Here is an 18,664-nt window from a genome sequence, read left to right on the forward strand (position 1 = left end):
CGACCAACAATCAGGCTTTCTTCGGGCGCTTGGCGCCGTACTTCGAACGCGACTGCTTACGATCCTTGACGCCCTGAAGGTCGAGCGAACCACGGACGATGTGGTAGCGCACACCCGGCAAGTCCTTCACACGACCGCCACGGATCAGCACCACCGAGTGCTCCTGCAGGTTGTGACCTTCGCCGCCGATGTACGAGATGACTTCGAAGCCGTTCGTCAGGCGAACCTTGGCGACCTTACGCAGAGCCGAGTTCGGCTTCTTCGGCGTCGTGGTATAGACACGGGTACACACACCACGCTTCTGCGGGCAAGCATCCAGCGCCGGGACCTTGCTCTTCGCAACTTCCATCTGGCGCGGCTTGCGGACAAGCTGATTGATTGTTGGCATAGCTTAAGAATTTCCCATAAGACCGAGGCAGCCCACCACAGGCCGCCTCGGACGGATTATTCCGGCTGCGACCGACTACGATTGGTCAGTCCACAAAAAAGAGGCCGGAGTTTAGTCCGAGGCTGTTCAAAAAGTCAACTGGCCTCGATGTCCTGCTGCGTTTCGACAACGTTTTCGGCCGGCGCCCAGGCATGCTCGGGACCGAGGTCCACTCCTTCCTCCTGCGCCTTGCGGCTGCGGTGGTAGGCCAGACCGGTACCGGCCGGAATCAGGCGGCCGACGATGACGTTTTCCTTGAGGCCGCGCAGTTCGTCGCGCTTGCCCATGATCGCCGCCTCGGTCAGCACCCGGGTGGTTTCCTGGAACGATGCCGCCGAGATGAAGGAGTCGGTCGACAGCGAAGCCTTGGTGATGCCCAGCAGCACGTTTTCGTACTGGGCGGACAGCTTGCCCTCGGCCTCGATGCGATCGTTCTCGTCCAGCACTTCGGAGCGTTCCACCTGCTCTTCGCGGATGAAGCGGGTATCGCAGGCATCGGTGATGACCACGCGGCGCAGCATCTGGCGGACAATCACCTCGATGTGCTTGTCGTTGATCTTGACGCCCTGCAGGCGATAGACGTCCTGCACCTCGTCGATGATGTAGCGCGCCAGCTCGCTGATCCCCTGCAGGCGCAGGATGTCGTGCGGATCGGCGGGGCCGTCGACGATGAGTTCGCCCTTGTTCACCACCTGGCCGTCGTGAACCATCAGGTGCTTGTCCTTCGGGATCAGGAACTCGTGCGAAGTGCCGTCCGGCTCGGTGATCACCAGGCGCTGCTTGCCCTTGGTCTCCTTGCCGAACGACACCGTGCCGGTGTATTCGGCGAGCATCCCGGCGTCCTTCGGCGCGCGCGCCTCGAACAGTTCCGCGACGCGCGGCAGGCCGCCGGTGATGTCGCGCGTCTTGGCCGACTCCTGCGGGATGCGGGCGAGGATGTCGCCGACGTTGATCTGCTGGCCGTCCTTCACCGTGATCAGCGAACCGACCTGGAAGGTCAGCGCCACCGAGTGTTCGGTACCGGCGATCTTGACCTCCTCGCCACGCTCGTCGAGCAGCTTCACCTGCGGGCGCACGCCTTTGGTGCTACCGGTGGTCGAGCGCCGCTTGGCGTCGATCACGACCAGGGTGGACAGGCCGGTCACTTCGTCGATCTGCTTGGCGACGGTGACCCCCTCCTCGACGTTCTCGAACTTCACCGTACCGGCGTATTCGGTCACGATCGGGCGCGTGTGCGGATCCCACGACGCCAGCTGGGTGCCCGCCTTCACTGCAGCGCCGTCATCGACGAGCAGGGTCGCGCCGTAAGGCAGCTTGTGGCGCTCGCGCTCGCGTCCCAGATCATCGGCCACCACAAGCTCGGCCGAGCGTGCGATGACGACCTTTTCGCCCTTGGCGTTGGCCACGTAGCGCATGTTGCCGGCAAAGCGGATGGTGCCGCCGGACTTCGCCTCGACACCGCTCGCCGCCGCTGCTCGCGACGCCGCGCCGCCGACGTGGAAGGTCCGCATCGTCAGCTGGGTGCCCGGCTCGCCGATCGACTGCGCAGCGATGACGCCCACCGCTTCGCCGACGTTGACCATCGAGCCGCGCCCCAGGTCGCGTCCGTAGCACTTTGCGCACAAGCCGTAGCGGGTTTCGCAGGTCAGCGGAGTGCGCACCTTGACCTCGTCCACGCCGAGGTTCTCGATCAGTTCGACCGCGTCTTCGTCGAGCAGGCTGCCGGCCTCGATCACCGTTTCCTGGGACTCGGGATCGACCACGTCATCGGCGCAGACGCGGCCGAGGATGCGCTCGCGCAGCGGCTCGACCACTTCGCCGCCTTCGATCAGCGCCTTCATCGCGAAGCCGTCGCGCGTGCCGCAATCGTCCTCGATCACCACCAGATCCTGGGTGACGTCAACCAGGCGGCGGGTCAGGTAGCCCGAGTTCGCGGTCTTCAGCGCGGTGTCGGCGAGGCCCTTGCGTGCGCCGTGGGTCGAGATGAAGTACTGCAGAACGTTGAGGCCTTCGCGGAAGTTGGTCGTGATCGGGGTCTCGATGATCGAGCCGTCCGGCTTCGCCATCAGGCCGCGCATGCCGGCGAGCTGGCGGATCTGGGCCGCCGAACCGCGCGCGCCCGAGTCGGCCATCATGTAGATGGCGTTGAACGACTCCTGGCGCACGGTCTTGCCTTCGCGGTCGACGACCTCTTCCGAGCCGAGCTGGTCCATCATCGCCTTGGCCACCTGGTCGCCGCAGCGGCCCCAGATATCGACCACCTTGTTGTAGCGCTCGCCGTCGGTCACCAGGCCGGAGGTGTACTGCTGGGCGATCTCCTTGACCTCGCTCTCGGCGGCGCGGATCAGCTCTTCCTTGGCCTTGGGCACGAGCATGTCCTTGACCGCGATCGACAGACCGGCGCGCGTCGCCAGGCCGTAGCCGTACTGCATCAGCTTGTCGGCGAAGATCACCGACGCACGCAGCCCGCAACGCCGGAACGAGACGTTGATCAGCTTTGAGATTTCCTTCTTCTTCAGCGGCTTGTCGATGACGCTGAACGGCAGCCCGGCCGGCAGGATCTCGGACAGGATGGCGCGTCCGGCGGTCGTGTTGTGGCGCACGATACGCTCGATGCGCTCACCGTCGGGGCCGAGGTCGGCTTCTTTCAGGCGCACCGTGATGCGCGCATGCAGGGCGATCTGGCCCGACTCGTAGGCGCGCTTCACTTCCGAGACGTCGGTGAAGATCATCCCTTCGCCCGGCACGTTCACGCCCTCGCGGGTGGCGTAGTACAGGCCGAGCACGATGTCCTGGGAGGGGACGATGATCGGTTCGCCGTTGGCCGGCGAGAGCACGTTGTTGGAGGCCAGCATCAGGGTGCGGGCTTCCATCTGCGCCTCGAGCGAGAGCGGCACGTGGACGGCCATCTGGTCGCCGTCGAAGTCGGCGTTGAACGCCACGCAGACCAGCGGGTGGAGCTGGATCGCCTTGCCTTCGATCAGCACCGGCTCGAACGCCTGGATGCCGAGGCGGTGCAGCGTGGGCGCGCGGTTGAGCATCACCGGATGTTCGCGGATGACTTCCTCGAGGATGTCCCACACCACCGGTTCCTGGGTCTCGACCATCTTCTTCGCCTGCTTGATGGTCGTCGCCAGGCCCATCAGCTCGAGCTTGTTGAAGATGAAGGGCTTGAACAGTTCGAGCGCCATCAGCTTGGGCAGGCCGCACTGGTGCAGCTTCAGCGTCGGGCCGACGACGATCACCGAACGGCCCGAGTAATCGACGCGCTTGCCGAGCAGGTTCTGGCGGAAGCGGCCGCCCTTGCCCTTGATCATGTCCGCGAGCGACTTCAGCGGGCGCTTGTTGGCGCCGGTCATCGCCTTGCCGCGGCGGCCGTTGTCGAGCAGCGAGTCGACCGCTTCCTGCAGCATGCGCTTTTCGTTGCGCACGATGATGTCAGGCGCCTTGAGTTCGAGCAGGCGCTTGAGGCGGTTGTTGCGGTTGATGACGCGACGGTAGAGGTCGTTCAGATCCGAGGTCGCGAAGCGGCCGCCGTCGAGCGGCACCAGCGGGCGCAGATCGGGCGGCAGCACCGGCAGCACCTGGAGCACCATCCATTCGGGCTTGATGCCGGACTGCTGGAAGGCCTCGAGCACCTTCAGGCGCTTCGAGTACTTTTTGATCTTGGCTTCGGAGTTGGTGGTCTCGAGGTCACCGCGCAGCTTCTCGACCTCGAGATTGACGTCGAGCGTGCGCAACAGCGAGCCGATGCCTTCTGCGCCCATCACCGCGTCGAATTCGTCACCGTATTCCTCGACCTTGGCGAGGTAATCGTCTTCGGTCAACAGCTGGCCGCGGTTGAGCGGAGTCATGCCGGGCTCGACGACGACGAAGGCTTCGAAGTAGAGCACGCGTTCGATGTCGCGCAGGGTCATGTCGAGCACCATGCCGAGGCGGCTCGGCAGGCTCTTCAGGAACCAGATGTGGGCGACCGGGCTGGCCAGCTCGATGTGGCCCATGCGCTCGCGGCGCACCTTCGACAGGGTCACTTCGACGCCGCACTTCTCGCAGATCACGCCGCGGTGCTTGAGGCGCTTGTACTTGCCGCACAGGCACTCGTAGTCCTTCACCGGACCGAAGATCTTGGCGCAGAACAGGCCGTCGCGTTCGGGCTTGAACGTACGGTAGTTGATGGTTTCCGGCTTCTTGACTTCGCCGTAGGACCACGAGCGGATCTTGTCCGGCGACGCGAGACCGATGGTGATCGCGTCGAATTCTTCCTCACTGGGGAGGGTTTGCTTGAACAGGTCAGCAAGCAGGCTCTTCATGGTTCACTCCATCCGGGGCAGGGCACGGGTGCCCTGCCCCCGGGGTTCAATCTCAGGCGGGTTGGCAGGTCCGGCTCAGTTGCGGTTGCGGTCGAGATCGATGTCGATCGCGAGCGAACGGATTTCCTTCACCAGCACGTTGAAGGACTCCGGCATCCCGGAATCGATCTTGTGCTCGCCCTTGACGATGTTTTCGTACACCTTGGTCCGGCCGGTCACGTCGTCCGACTTGACCGTAAGCATCTCCTGCAGCGTGTACGCCGCACCATACGCTTCCAGCGCCCACACTTCCATTTCGCCGAAACGCTGGCCGCCGAACTGCGCCTTGCCGCCCAGCGGCTGCTGGGTCACGAGCGAGTACGGGCCGGTGGAGCGGGCATGCATCTTGTCGTCGACCAGGTGGTGCAGCTTGAGCACGTGCTTGTAGCCGACCGTGACCTGGCGCTCGAACGCTTCGCCGGTGCGGCCGTCGTACAGCGTGACCTGGCCGCCCACCGGCAGGCCGGCGAGTTCGAGCATCTGGCGGATTTCCTCTTCCTTCGCACCGTCGAACACCGGAGTCGCGAACGGCACGCCTTTCTTGAGGTTGAAGGCCAGATCCGCCACGTCCCCGTCGGAGAAGCCGGCGAGATCCTCGGCCTTTCCGCTGCTGTTGTAGATCTGGTCGAGGAAGCCACGCAGCTCGTCGGCCGAAGCCTTGGCCTGCAGCATGCGGTCGATCTTCTGCCCCAGGCCCTTCGCCGCCCAGCCGAGGTGGGTCTCGAGGATCTGGCCGATGTTCATCCGCGACGGCACGCCGAGCGGGTTCAGCACGATGTCGAGCGGCGTGCCGTCTTCCATGTACGGCATGTCCTCGACCGGAACGATCTTCGACACCACGCCCTTGTTGCCGTGACGGCCGGCCATCTTGTCGCCCGGCTGCAGGCGGCGCTTCACCGCCAGATAGACCTTGACCATCTTCTGCACGCCCGGGGGCAGCTCATCGCCCTGGGTGAGCTTCTTCTTCTTGATCTCGAACGCCTGCTCGAAGTCCTTGCGGGTGTTTTCCAGGCCTTCGCGCACGGCTTCGAGCTGCACCGCCAGGGTCTCGTCGGCGAGGCGGATGTCGAACCAGTGATAGAGCTCGAGACCGTCCAGATAGGCGTCCGCGATCTCGCTGCCCTTGGCCAGCTTCTTCGGCCCGCCGTTGGCCTTCTGGCCGACGATCATGCGCCGGATCCGGGCGAAGGCGTCGCGCTCGACGATCCGCATCTGGTCGGCGAGGTCGGTCTTGAAGCTGCGCAGCTGGTCGTCGATGATCGACTGCGCGCGCTTGTCGCGCTCGATGCCTTCGCGGGTGAACACCTGCACGTCGATGACGGTGCCGACCATGCCCGAGGGCACGCGCAGCGAAGTGTCCTTCACGTCGGAGGCCTTCTCGCCGAAGATCGCGCGCAGCAGCTTTTCTTCCGGCGTGAGCTGGGTTTCGCCCTTCGGCGTGACCTTGCCCACCAGCACGTCGCCGGCCTCGACTTCGGCACCGATATAGACGATGCCCGATTCGTCCAGGCGCGACAGCTGCGCTTCGCCCAGGGAGGCGATATCGCGGGTGATCTCCTCGGGTCCGAGCTTGGTGTCGCGGGCGACGACGGTGAGTTCTTCGACGTGGATCGAGGTGAAGCGGTCGTCGGCGACGACGCGCTCGGAGATCAGGATCGAGTCTTCGAAGTTGTAGCCGTTCCACGGCATGAAGCCGACCAGCATGTTCTGGCCCAGCGCCAGTTCGCCGAGGTCGGTCGATGCACCGTCGGCGACCACGTCGCCGCGGGCGATACGATCGCCCACCTTCACCACCGGACGCTGGTTGATGTTGGTGTTCTGGTTGGAACGGGTGTACTTGATCATGTTGTAGATGTCGACGCCGACTTCACCCGCCAGGGTCTCGTCGTCGTTCACCCGGATCACGATCCGGTTCGCATCCACATAGTCCACGATGCCGCCGCGGGTGGCCTGCACCGCGGTGCCCGAGTCGACCGCGACGCGGCGCTCGATGCCGGTGCCGACGAGCGGCTTTTCCGGGCGCAGGCAGGGCACGGCCTGACGCTGCATGTTGGCGCCCATCAGCGCGCGGTTGGCGTCGTCGTGCTCGAGGAACGGAATCAGCGACGCCGCCACCGACACGATCTGGCCCGGCGCCACGTCCATGTACTGGACCTGGTCCGAGGTGGCGAGCAGGAATTCGCCCTTGTGGCGGCAGGACACGAGGTCACCCGCAAGCATGCCTTCGGCATCGATTTCGGCGTTCGCCTGGGCGATCACGTACTGGCCTTCCTCGATCGCGGAGAGGAAGTCGATCTGGTCGGTGACCTTGCCGTCATTGACCTTGCGGTACGGGGTCTCGAGAAAGCCGTGGCGGTTGGTGCGCGCATAAACGGCGAGCGAGTTGATCAGGCCGATGTTCGGACCTTCCGGGGTCTCGATCGGACACACCCGGCCGTAGTGCGTCGGGTGCACGTCGCGCACCTCGAAACCGGCGCGCTCGCGCGTCAGACCGCCCGGACCGAGCGCCGAGACGCGGCGCTTGTGGGTGATCTCGGACAGCGGGTTGGTCTGGTCCATGAACTGCGACAGCTGGCTGGAGCCGAAGAACTCCTTGATCGCCGCCGAGATCGGCTTGGCGTTGATCAGGTCGTGCGGCATCAGGTTGTCGGATTCAGCCTGGCTCAACCGCTCCTTGACCGCGCGCTCGACCCGCACCAGGCCGGCGCGGAACTGGTTCTCGGCCAGTTCGCCGACCGAACGCACGCGGCGGTTGCCGAGGTGGTCGATGTCGTCGATCTCGCCGCGGCCGTTGCGCAGTTCGACGAGCACGCCGATCACCGCCAGGATGTCCTCGTTCACCAGCACGCCCGGGCCGTCCTCGCCCTGCGCGCCGACGCGCTCGTAGAAGCGCTTGAGCCAGCCCGGCGCCTTGTCGTCGATCTTTTCCGGGTAGGCGCGGCGGTTGAACTTCATGCGCCCGACGGACGACAGGTCGTAGCGTTCCTCGGCGTAGAACAGACCGTTGAACAGGCCCTCGACGGCATCCTCGGTGGGCGGCTCGCCCGGACGCATCATGCGGTAGATCGCGACCTTGGCAGCCCACTGATCGGCGGTCTCGTCGATGCGCAGGGTCTGCGAGATGTAGGCACCACGGTCGAGATCGTTGATGTACAGCGTGCTCAGCTCGGTGATCCCGGCCAGGCGCAGCTTGTCGAGCAGGTCCTCGGTGATCTCGTCGTTGGCACGCGCCAGCACTTCGCCGGTCGCCGGATCGGCGACGTTGTTGGCGATCACGCGACCAAGGAGGAAATCGTCCGGCACCGCCATGGTCTTCACGCCGGCCTGGTCGATCTCGCGGATGTGCTTGGAAGTGATGCGCTTTTCACGCGCGACGATGATCCGGCCATCGGCGGTGGTGATGTCGAAACGGGCCACTTCACCGCGCAGACGCTCGGGCACGAGCTCGAACTGGGCGCCATCGGACTGCAGATGGAAGGTGTCGGTGTCGTGGAACGTGGCCAGGATCTCTTCGGGCGTCAGACCGATCGCGCGCAGCAGGATCGTCACCGGCATCTTGCGGCGGCGGTCGACGCGGAAGTACAGGTAGTCCTTCGGATCGAACTCGAAATCCAGCCAGGAGCCGCGGTAGGGAATGATCCGTGCCGAGAACAGCAGCTTGCCCGAGGAGTGCGTCTTGCCGCGGTCGTGCTCGAAGAACACCCCCGGCGAACGGTGCAGCTGCGACACGATGACGCGCTCGGTGCCGTTGATGACGAAGGAGCCGGTGGTGGTCATGAGCGGGATCTCGCCCATGTACACTTCCTGCTCCTTGACTTCCTTGATGGTTTCCTTCGGCGCTTCGCGGTCCATGATCACCAGACGCACGCGCGCGCGCAGCGGCGAAGCGAAGGTCAGCCCGCGTTGCTGGCACTCCTTCACATCGAAGGCCGGCTCGCCCAGCATGTACTGGACGAATTCGAGGCGCGCATTGCCGCTATGGCTCGAGATCGGGAAAATCGAAGTGAACGCGGCCTGCAGACCCTGGTTGTGCCGTACTTCCGGCAGGGTTTCGGCCTGCAGGAACTCGGCAAACGACTCGATCTGGGTGGCGAGCAGGAAAGGCGCATCGAGCACGGCCGCGCGCTTGGCGAAGCTCTTGCGGATACGTTTCTTTTCGGTGTAGGAATACGCCATGGATGCTCCGGCTAGAGGGCTAACATCGGAAAGACAGGACACAACGTTCGCTGCGTGGGCGCCGTCATCGGGCGCGCCTGGGGCGGCGCAAACGCTCTGATCTGCCTTCGATCATCGCGGCAGTCGCCGCAATCTCGTTCAGAAAGCACGAAAGGGCCGGCACTCCCGAGAGTGCCAGCCCCGCGGGGAAGGCGAGGATTACTTGATCTCGACCTTCGCGCCGGCGTCTTCCAGTTGCTTCTTCAGCGCTTCGGCGTCGGCCTTGGCGATGCCTTCCTTGACGGCCTTCGGCGCGCCGTCGACCAGGTCCTTGGCTTCCTTCAGGCCCAGGCCGGTAGCGGCGCGGACGACCTTGATGACCTCGACCTTCTTCTCGCCGGCACCGGTGAGGATGACGTCGAACTCGGTCTTCTCTTCGGCGGCCGGGGCGGCGGCGCCGGCACCCGGGGCAGCCACGGCCAGGGAGGCAGCGGACACGCCGAACTTCTCTTCGAACGCCTTGACCAGGTCGTTCAGTTCCATCACGGTCATGCCAGCAACGGCTTCCAGGATGTCTTCTTTGCTGATTGCCATTTCAAATCACTCCAGAATCGATACTTGTCAGAAAACTTTCGTAGCGGGATGCAGCACTCAGGCGGCCGCGCCTTCTTCCTCGCGCTTCTTGGCGAGGGCGGCGAGCGCACCGGCAAAGCCGGAAACCGGCGCCTGCATGACGCCCAGCAGCTTGGCGAGCAGCTCTTCGCGGCTCGGGATCGAGGCCAGGGCCTGCACGCCGGCGAGGTCGAGCGTATTGCCGGCGTAGGAACCCGCCTTCAGGACCAGCTTGGGGTTGGTCTTGGCGAATTCGTTGAGCACCTTGGCAGCAGCGACCGGGTCCTGCGAAACGCTATAGATCAGCGGCCCAGTGAGCTGCTCGGCCAGACCCTCGAACGGGGTACCGGCGATCGCACGACGCACCAGGGTGTTCTTCAGCACGCGCAGATAGACGCCGGATTCGCGGGCCTTGGCGCGCAGCACGGTGAGATCGCCCACCGCAATGCCGCGATACTCGGCCACCGCGATCGTCTGGGCATTGGCCACCTGTGCCGACACCTCAGCCACTACGGCTTTCTTGTCATCGAGATTGAGACCCACGGGTCTTTCCTCCTTTCAAGTCAACACACGAGCCACATGTTGCGGCTCGCACCCACGGCGACCTGGATCAGGAGTGCGGCCCAGCGGGCCAGATCCTGTTCTGGGTACACCGTCTGCGCAGGCCATCGAAATGCTTAAGCGATTCCCCTCGGGGTCTCACACCTGCGGTCTTTGACGATCCGTGCCCACTCTTGCGGGTGGACACGGCCCAAAGTACTTCGGCGCCGCCGGCACAGAGGCCCGCGGCGCGGCAATCATGCAGCGTTGACGCTGCCCGTTTCCACCCGCACCCCGGCACCCATGGTGCTGGAGACGGCGATACGGCGCAGATACAAGCCCTTCGAGGCGGCCGGCTTGGCCTTCACCAGCGCATCGATGAAGGCGCTGAGGTTCTGTTGCAGCGCTTCGACGTCGAACGAGGCGCGACCGATCGTGGCATGCACGAGACCGCCCTTGTCGGTGCGGTACTGGACCTGGCCGGCCTTGGCGTTCTTCACCGCCGTCGCCACGTCCATCGTCACCGTGCCGACTTTCGGGTTCGGCATCAGGCCGCGCGGACCGAGGATCTGGCCGAGCTGGCCGACCACGCGCATGGCGTCGGGGGTGGCGATGCAGATGTCGAAATCGAGGTTGCCGGCCTTGACCTGCTCGGCGAGGTCGTCGAAACCGACCACGTCGGCGCCCGCCGCGCGCGCAGCTTCAGCCTTCTCACCCTGGGCGAACACCGCCACGCGCACCGACTTGCCGGTTCCCGCGGGGAGCACGACCGAGCCGCGCACGACCTGGTCCGATTTGCGTGCATCGACGCCGAGGTTGACGGCGATGTCGATCGACTCGTCGAACTTGGCGGTGGCGCACTCCTTGACCAGACGCAGGGCGTCAGCGACCGGGTAGGCCTGATTGCGATCGACCTTGGCGCGCAGCGCCTGAACTCGCTTGGACAGTTTCGCCATGATTACAGCCCCTCCACAGTGATGCCCATGCTGCGGGCGGAGCCGGCGATGGTGCGCACGGCGGCTTCCATGTCGGCAGCGGTGAGATCGGGCATCTTGGTCTTGGCGATTTCCTCGACCTGAGCACGGCTGATCTTGCCGACCTTGTCGGTATGCGGCTTGGCCGAGCCTTTCTGCAGGCCGGCCGCCTTCTTGATCAGGATCGTCGCCGGCGGAGTCTTCATGATGAACGTGAAGGACTTGTCGGCGAACGCGGTGATCACCACCGGAATCGGCAGGCCCGGCTCGAGACCCTGGGTCTTGGCGTTGAAGGCCTTGCAGAATTCCATGATGTTCAGACCGCGCTGACCGAGCGCCGGACCGATCGGGGGGCTGGGGTTGGCCTTGCCGGCCGGCACCTGCAGCTTGATGTAACCAATGATTTTCTTTGCCATGACGGCTCGCTCCTGTGTTGAGTGCTAGCGCACCGGGCATCGCGCCCGACGCTCCTCGCATCGCCCGCACCCGATCACCGGGTCAACGGGCTACGGCAGGCCCTGAGGCCTGCCGTCCTGCTCAGGTCTTCTCGACCTGGGCAAAATCCAGTTCCACCGGCGTGGCGCGACCGAAAATGGTCACCGACACGCGCAGCTTGTTCTTTTCGTAGTTGGCGTCTTCCACCGAGCCGTGGAAATCGGTGAACGGACCTTCCTTCACCCGCACCACTTCGCCGATCTCGAACAACACCTTCGGGCGCGGCTTGTCCACCCCCTCCTGCATCTGCTGCATGATCTTCTCGACCTCCTTCTCGGAGATCGGGGCAGGCCTGTTCGCCGTCCCGCCGACGAAGCCGGTGACTTTCGGCGTCGACTTCACCAGATGCCAGCTCTCGTCGTTCATTTCCATTTCGACGAGCACGTACCCTGGGAAAAACTTGCGCTCGGTGACCGTCTTCTGGCCACCGCGCATCTCGACCACTTCCTCGACCGGCACCAGGATCTGGCCGAAGCTGTCCTGCATGCCGGCGCGATTGACTCTTTCCACCAGCGCGCGCTGCACGGACTTCTCGAAGCCCGAATAGGCGTGCACCACATACCAACGCTTGGTCATATCACTTCCAGCCCAGAACGAGATCGTAAAGAACCCATTCAAGGGTCTTGTCGGCGAACCACAGGAAGATCGCCATCACCACCACGAAAGCGAAGACCAGACCGGTCGTCTGCACGGTCTCCTTGCGGCTCGGCCATACGACCTTCTTGGTTTCGGTAACCGATTCCCGCGCGAAGCCGATGAAGCGCTGCCCCGGAGCGGAGAACGAAGCGACCGCAACACCCGCGGCGACGCCGGCGAGCACAGCGAGCACGCGAAGGACCAGAGCCTGCTCGGACAGCAGATAAAAGCCGACCACACCGGCGGCGAGCAGTGCCAGAGCCAGCGCGAACTTCAACTTATCGGCCATTGCGGAAACACCCGGAAAAGTGTGGCAGGGGCAGAGGGAATCGAACCCCCAACCTTCGGTTTTGGAGACCGACGCTCTGCCAGTTGAGCTATACCCCTGCAGCGGAAACTGCAAGGCGCACCCTTGCGGGCGCGCCGATCTGGCAACCAGCGAGCGGATTACTCGATGATCTTGGCGACGACGCCGGCGCCGACGGTGCGACCGCCCTCGCGGATCGCGAAGCGCAGACCCTCTTCCATGGCGATCGGGCAGATCAGCTTGACGGTGATCGACACGTTGTCGCCCGGCATCACCATCTCGGTGCCTTCGGGTAGCGAGATCGAACCGGTCACGTCCGTGGTACGGAAGTAGAACTGCGGACGGTAGTTGTTGAAGAACGGGGTGTGACGACCGCCTTCTTCCTTCGACAGGACGTAGATCTCGCCGGTGAAGTGGGTGTGCGGGGTGATCGAACCCGGCTTGCACAGCACCTGGCCGCGCTCGACGTCTTCACGCTTGGTGCCGCGCAGCAGCACGCCGACGTTGTCGCCCGCCTGGCCCTGGTCGAGCAGCTTGCGGAACATTTCGACGCCGGTGCAGGTGGTCTTGACCGTGGGCTTGATGCCGACGATCTCGATTTCCTCGCCGACCTTGACCACGCCGCGCTCGACGCGACCGGTCACCACGGTGCCGCGACCCGAGATCGAGAACACGTCTTCGATCGGCAGCAGGAAGGGCTTGTCGATCGCGCGCTCCGGGGTCGGGATGTAGGAATCCAGCGCCGCCGCCAGTTCCAGGATCGCCGGCTCGCCGATCGGCGATTGGTCGCCTTCGAGCGCCTTCAGCGCCGAGCCCTTGACGATCGGAATGTCGTCGCCCGGGAAGTCGTACTTCGACAGCAGCTCGCGCACTTCCATCTCGACGAGCTCGAGCAGCTCTTCGTCGTCAACCATGTCGCACTTGTTCAGGAAGACGATGATGTAGGGCACACCCACCTGGCGGGCGAGCAGGATGTGCTCGCGCGTCTGCGGCATCGGGCCGTCCGCGGCCGAGCACACCAGGATCGCACCATCCATCTGCGCCGCACCGGTGATCATGTTCTTGACGTAGTCGGCGTGACCCGGGCAGTCGACGTGCGCGTAGTGACGAGTCTCGGTCTCGTACTCGACGTGCGCGGTGTTGATCGTGATGCCACGCGCCTTTTCTTCCGGCGCCGCGTCGATCTGGTCGTAGGCCTTCGCTTCGCCGCCGAACTTCTTCGACAGGATCGTCGTGATCGCCGCGGTCAGCGTGGTCTTGCCGTGGTCAACGTGGCCGATCGTGCCGACGTTCACGTGCGGCTTCGTCCGTTCGAACTTACCCTTAGCCATATCGCTATCCTTAAAATCAGAACCAGAAAAACCGGCGCGGCGACCACGCTCGTTGGCCGCCGTACAGGCCAGGCAGAAAATGAGTGGTGCCCATGACGTGGATTGAACACGTGGCCTCTCCCTTACCAAGGGAGTGCTCTACCACTGAGCTACATGGGCGCCGAAAACAACACAACTGGAGCGGGTGAAGGGAATCGAACCCTCGTCGTAAGCTTGGAAGGCTTCTGCTCTACCATTGAGCTACACCCGCACTTACCTCGCTGCACAAAGCACAGTCGATTCGCTGCATCCGCCACATCGAGCACTACAGCACTGCCCGACATTCGATATTGCTGGTGGAGGGAGAAGGATTCGAACCTTCGAAGGCTGAGCCGTCAGATTTACAGTCTGATCCCGTTGACCGCTTGGGTATCCCTCCAACTGGGAAGCCCCGCACTATAGTGCCCGACCGAACCCATGTCAAACCCTTTTTCACAACGGGGCAAAAAAACCGGCTTTCCCTTCGACACCGGTGATACCGTCCTCCTTCCAACTCCAGGAGCCCTCGCATGACCGCCCCCCAGTCCGGCGCGCAGCGCCCCCTGCCTGCCGCCTTCATCGACGCCATGAGCACCCGCTTCGGCGCCCGCTTCACCCTGTCCGAAGCCGTGCGCGCCCATCACGGCCACGACGAATCGCATTTCCCCGACGCCCTGCCCGATGCCGTCGTATTCGTCCATAGCACCGAAGAGACCGCAGCCGTCGTCCGTTGCTGCCGCGAGTTCGCCGTTCCGGTCATCGCCTTCGGCACCGGCAGCTCGCTCGAGGGCCATATCCTCCCCGTGCGCGGCGGCATCAGCGTCGACTTCAGCGAAATGAACAAAGTGCTCGACATCCGGGTGGCCGACCTCGACGTCGTCGTGCAGCCCGGCGTCACCCGCAAGCAGCTCAACGCCGAACTCCACGGCACCGGCCTGTTTTTCCCGATCGATCCCGGCGCCGACGCCTCCCTCGGCGGCATGGCCGCGACCCGCGCCTCGGGCACCAATGCCGTGCGCTACGGCACGATGCGTGAAAACGTGCTCGGTCTCACCGCAGTGATGGCCGACGGCAGCGTGATCCACACCGGCGGACGGGCGCGCAAGTCGTCCGCGGGCTACGACCTGACCCGCCTGCTGATCGGCTCCGAAGGCACGCTCGGCCTGATCACCGAGCTCGCGGTGCGCCTGCACCCCCTGCCGGAAGCGGTTTCGGCCGCGGTGTGCGCCTTTCCCGATGTGGTCTCGGCGGTAAACACGGTGATCCAGACCATCCAGCTCGGCATTCCGGTGGCGCGCATCGAGCTGGTCGACGATCTCACCGTGAAGGCGCTCAACCGCTACAGCAAGACCAGCCTGCGCGAAGCGCCGATGCTGTTCTTCGAATTCCACGGCACTCCGGCGAGCGTGGAGGAACAGGCGCGGACCGTGCAGGACGTCGCCGGCGAATACGGCGGCCTCGACTTCGAGTGGGCGCACCGCCCCGAAGACCGCAGCCGTCTGTGGGCAGCCCGCCACGACGTCTATTTCGCCAGCATCAACCTGCGCCCGGGGTGCCGCGGGCTGACGACCGACGTCTGCGTACCGATTTCCCGCCTCGCCGACTGCGTCGGCGCGACCCGCGCCGACATCGACGCATCGGGCCTCATCGCGCCCATCGTCGGCCATGTCGGCGACGGTAACTTCCACACCGTGATCCTCGTCGCCCCGCACGACGACGCTGAAATCGCCCGTGCCGAAGCGCTCAACCGGCGCATCGTCGAGCGTGCGCTGGAGATGGGCGGCACCTGCACCGGAGAGCACGGCATCGGCTTCGGCAAACAAGGCTTCATGCTGCGCGAGCACGGTGCGCCGGCGATCGAGGTGATGCGCCAGATCAAGCGTGCCCTCGACCCCGACGACCTGCTCAATCCGGGCAAGATCCTGCCGCCGGGCTGATCGGCCCCGCCCGAGGCGCAGCCGCCCGTCGCGCCGCCCGGCCTACAAGCGCTCGCCCTGCCGGGCGAGCAGCACCAGGGCCTGTGCGCGGTTGGACACGCCGAGCGCGCGGAAGATGGCGGTCATATGCACTTTGACCGTTCCCTCCGACAGCCCGAGCTGCTCGCCGATCTCCCGGTTCGTCTTCCCGCCGGCGAGCAGTTCGAGCACCCGGGCCTGCGCCGCGGTCAATCCGAAGCGGTCGCCGATCGCTCCCGGGCGCAGCACCGGCGCCGCCCGCCCGGCACGGGCCGGCATCGGCATCCCCCCCGCGAGCACCTCGCGCACCGCCTGCAGCAGGATTTCGCCCGAACTCGACTTCGACACGAAGCCCGACGCCCCCGCCTTCATCGCCCGGCGCACCGAGGCATCGTCGTCGATCGCCGACACTACCAGCGCCGGCACGTCCGGAAAGCGCCGGGCGAGCACGGCGAGCAGGGAAAACCCGCTCATGTCGGGCAGGACCAGGTCGATCACCGCGAGATCGAGACTGCCATCGCGCTCGATGATGCCGAGCGCGGCATCGGCGCTGTCGGCCTCGATGCATTCCACCCCCGGCTCCAGCCGCGACAGGCTCTGCGCCATCGCCTCGCGCACCAGCGCGTGATCCTCCACGATCAGGATTTTCGTCATACCCGGCCCTGCTCCCCGATCAGCCCAACGTAATGCGTAAATCATAGCACGAGGCTATCGGAGGCCGATTCGCCCTCGCTCGCGGCTGCCGCCGCACTACCCACGAACGCACGAAGCGCGGAAAATCGCGCCGTTCCTCACCCCGCTCGCAGCCGCCCCGCATGCCCTTCCTCCCACACGCTGCCGCCGTTCGCCCCCCCGCCCGCACCGTCGCGCCGCGCTCTCCGCAGCAGGCCTCGCGGTGATTTCCAATTGGGGGGTCCGGGCGCGGGTCATGCTCGCAGCGGCACTGCCCACCCTGGCGCTGGCCGTGCTGATGACCACCATCTATACCAGCCTGCGCATCTCCGACCTCGACGAAGCGCTCGCCGGGCGCGGCCGCGCCTATGCCCGCCAGCTCGCGGCGGCGAGCGAATACGCGATCCGTTCCGGGAACCGCGCCACCTTGCAGAAGCAAAGCGAAGCCCTGCTCGACGAAGAAGACGTCCTCGCCGTAGGCATTACCGGGCGCAACGGCGAAGTGCTCGCCCTCGCCGGGCACTTCAGCCCCGATCACCCGCCCCTGCCCGACGCCCGCCCCTGGCAGGCTGAAGCGGTCGGCACCCGCACCGCCTTGCGCATCACCGAACCGATCACCGCCAGCGCGCTGCAGCTCGACGATGCCTTTTCCCGCGCTCTGCTTCCCCCTGCACCGCTGGACCACGGCAGCGTCGTCATCGACCTGTCGCTGGCGCGCGTGCATAGCCGCCGCACCGAACTGCTCTGGACCGGCGTCGGCTCGATGCTCCTCGTTCTGCTCGGCGGCCTCGTCCTCGCCAGCGTCATGAGCCGCGGCGTCAGCGGGCCGATCCGCAGCATCGCCGGCACCGTCCTGCGCATCGGCCAGGGCCACCTGTACGAGCGCGTTCCGCCCGGCGGCGGTGGCAGCCTGCGCACCCTGGCCGAAGGCGTCAACGAAATGGCCGCCCGCCTCACCGACGCCCACGCGCGCATGACCCGCGAAGTCGAGGTGGCAACCGCCGAACTGCGCGCACGCAAGGACGAAGCCGAGCAGGCCAACCGTGCCAAGTCCCGCTTCCTGGCCGCGGCCAGCCACGACCTGCGCCAGCCGCTGCACGCACTCGTGCTCTTCGTGTCCGAACTTGCCCGCCAGCCGCTCGACGGCCACAGCCACCAGATCGTCGATCGCATCAGCGCCTCCGCCGAAGCGATGGAGAACCTGCTCGACAGCCTGCTCGACATCTCGCGCCTCGATGCCGGCGTACTCCAGCCCGCGCGCCAGGTGTTCCAGCCCCTGCCGATCCTCGAACGCCTCCTCGGCAGCCAGTCCTCGGTCGCCGACACGCGCGGCCTGCGTCTGCGCCTGCACGCCACCCCGCGCTGGGTCGACAGCGACCCGCTGCTGTTCGAGCGCATCATCGCCAACCTGCTGAGCAACGCCATTCGCTACACCGCCGCCGGCACCATCATGGTCGCCTGCCGCCGCCGCGGCCAGTTCCTGCGGGTGGAAGTGCGCGACAGCGGCTGCGGTATCGCCGCGCAGGACCAGGAAGTCGTCTTCCAGGAGTTCGTTCAGCTCGACAACCCCGAACGCGCCCGCGCCAAGGGGCTCGGGCTGGGGCTGGCGATCGTGCGCCGCCTCGCCGACCTGCTCGGCCACCGCCTCGAATTACGTTCGGCTCTCGGGCGCGGGTCGATCTTCGCCATCGAGCTGCCGCTCGCCCCCCCGCCGCCATTGCTCGCCAATGTCGAAGAAGCGCGCGCCCTCGGCGACATCGAAGGCGTCCGCATCGCCCTCGTGGACGACGACCCGATGGCGCGCGAGGCCATGCACACCCTGCTCGCGGCCTGGGGCTGCCAGGTCACAGCCGACGAAAACGCCGAAGAACTGCTCGCCCGCCTGTCCTCGGGCGCGCCCTCGCCGGAGATCCTGATCACCGACTTCCGCATGCGCGGCACCCTCGACGGCATTGCCCTGATCGCCCACCTGCGCACCGATCCCCGCTACGCCGCGCTGTCTGCCATCCTCATCAGCGGCGACACCGGACCGGACACCCTCGCCCGCGCCCGCAGCGCCGGCCTGCAGCTGCTCCACAAACCCGTGCGCCCGGCACGGCTGCGCGCCCTCATCCACCGGCTGCTGAGCACACCCGAACCGGCCGCTACCGCTGCGCCGCCGCCACGGCAATCGGTTACCATTGACTGACCCTG

General features: G+C 65.6%; 13 protein-coding genes and 4 tRNA genes. 2 read left to right on the forward strand and 15 right to left on the reverse strand.

Features of this window, described 5'->3' with window-relative positions:
• Positions 1–10: 10 nt before the first annotated feature.
• The 14 genes from rpsL to Tharo_RS13895 all read right to left on the reverse strand — a co-directional run bounded on the left by rpsL (position 11) and on the right by Tharo_RS13895 (position 14,244).
• Positions 11–388, reverse strand: a complete 378-nt coding sequence (rpsL, locus tag Tharo_RS13830) for a 30S ribosomal protein S12 (RefSeq protein ID WP_075148060.1) — start codon at positions 386–388, stop codon at positions 11–13.
• A 134-nt stretch (positions 389–522) separates the two neighbouring features.
• Positions 523–4,737, reverse strand: coding sequence for a DNA-directed RNA polymerase subunit beta' (rpoC, locus tag Tharo_RS13835; RefSeq protein WP_107221696.1), 4,215 nt, complete (start codon positions 4,735–4,737; stop codon positions 523–525).
• Between the two features lie 75 nt (positions 4,738–4,812).
• Positions 4,813–8,952 (reverse strand): DNA-directed RNA polymerase subunit beta, encoded by a 4,140-nt coding sequence (gene rpoB, locus Tharo_RS13840; RefSeq protein WP_107221697.1) that lies wholly within the window; start codon positions 8,950–8,952, stop codon positions 4,813–4,815.
• 198 nt (positions 8,953–9,150) lie between these two features.
• Positions 9,151–9,525, reverse strand: a complete 375-nt coding sequence (gene rplL, locus Tharo_RS13845; protein ID WP_107221698.1) for a 50S ribosomal protein L7/L12 — start codon at positions 9,523–9,525, stop codon at positions 9,151–9,153.
• Between the two features lie 57 nt (positions 9,526–9,582).
• Complete coding sequence (gene rplJ, locus Tharo_RS13850; RefSeq protein WP_107221699.1) at positions 9,583–10,086, reverse strand: 50S ribosomal protein L10; 504 nt, start codon at positions 10,084–10,086, stop codon at positions 9,583–9,585.
• A 254-nt stretch (positions 10,087–10,340) separates the two neighbouring features.
• On the reverse strand, positions 10,341–11,039 hold the full coding sequence (gene rplA, locus Tharo_RS13855; RefSeq protein ID WP_107221700.1) for a 50S ribosomal protein L1: 699 nt from the start codon (positions 11,037–11,039) through the stop codon (positions 10,341–10,343).
• 2 nt (positions 11,040–11,041) lie between these two features.
• The gene (rplK, locus tag Tharo_RS13860; protein ID WP_075148054.1) at positions 11,042–11,473 is read right to left on the reverse strand and encodes a 50S ribosomal protein L11; all 432 of its coding nucleotides are present in this window, start codon (positions 11,471–11,473) and stop codon (positions 11,042–11,044) included.
• Between the two features lie 121 nt (positions 11,474–11,594).
• On the reverse strand, positions 11,595–12,128 hold the full coding sequence (gene nusG, locus Tharo_RS13865) for a transcription termination/antitermination protein NusG (protein WP_107221701.1): 534 nt from the start codon (positions 12,126–12,128) through the stop codon (positions 11,595–11,597).
• Between the two features lies 1 nt (position 12,129).
• Positions 12,130–12,477, reverse strand: a complete 348-nt coding sequence (gene secE / locus Tharo_RS13870) for a preprotein translocase subunit SecE (protein WP_107221702.1) — start codon at positions 12,475–12,477, stop codon at positions 12,130–12,132.
• Between the two features lie 22 nt (positions 12,478–12,499).
• Positions 12,500–12,575, reverse strand: a tRNA-Trp gene (locus tag Tharo_RS13875).
• Positions 12,576–12,635: 60 nt separating this feature from the next.
• Positions 12,636–13,826, reverse strand: coding sequence for an elongation factor Tu (gene tuf, locus Tharo_RS13880; protein ID WP_107221693.1), 1,191 nt, complete (start codon positions 13,824–13,826; stop codon positions 12,636–12,638).
• An 84-nt stretch (positions 13,827–13,910) separates the two neighbouring features.
• A tRNA-Thr gene (locus Tharo_RS13885) sits at positions 13,911–13,985 on the reverse strand.
• Between the two features lie 17 nt (positions 13,986–14,002).
• Positions 14,003–14,076: transfer RNA gene (locus tag Tharo_RS13890), tRNA-Gly, on the reverse strand.
• A gap of 83 nt (positions 14,077–14,159) precedes the next feature.
• Positions 14,160–14,244, reverse strand: a tRNA-Tyr gene (locus tag Tharo_RS13895).
• Positions 14,245–14,374: 130 nt separating this feature from the next.
• On the opposite strand from Tharo_RS13895, the gene Tharo_RS13900 reads away from it, so the two are divergent.
• Positions 14,375–15,781 carry an FAD-binding oxidoreductase gene (locus Tharo_RS13900; RefSeq protein WP_107221703.1) on the forward strand — a complete coding sequence of 469 codons (1,407 nt, stop codon included), beginning with the start codon at positions 14,375–14,377 and terminating at the stop codon, positions 15,779–15,781.
• Positions 15,782–15,823: 42 nt separating this feature from the next.
• Here the strand turns inward: Tharo_RS13900 and Tharo_RS13905 are convergent, their stop codons facing one another.
• On the reverse strand, positions 15,824–16,453 hold the full coding sequence (locus Tharo_RS13905) for a response regulator transcription factor (protein WP_107221704.1): 630 nt from the start codon (positions 16,451–16,453) through the stop codon (positions 15,824–15,826).
• A 274-nt stretch (positions 16,454–16,727) separates the two neighbouring features.
• Between Tharo_RS13905 and Tharo_RS13910 the strand changes: the two genes are divergently transcribed.
• Positions 16,728–18,659, forward strand: coding sequence for an ATP-binding protein (locus tag Tharo_RS13910; RefSeq protein WP_245880907.1), 1,932 nt, complete (start codon positions 16,728–16,730; stop codon positions 18,657–18,659).
• Positions 18,660–18,664: the final 5 nt, after the last annotated feature.

Origin of the sequence: Thauera aromatica K172, assembly GCF_003030465.1 — a bacterium.
Lineage (GTDB): Bacteria > Pseudomonadota > Gammaproteobacteria > Burkholderiales > Rhodocyclaceae > Thauera > Thauera aromatica.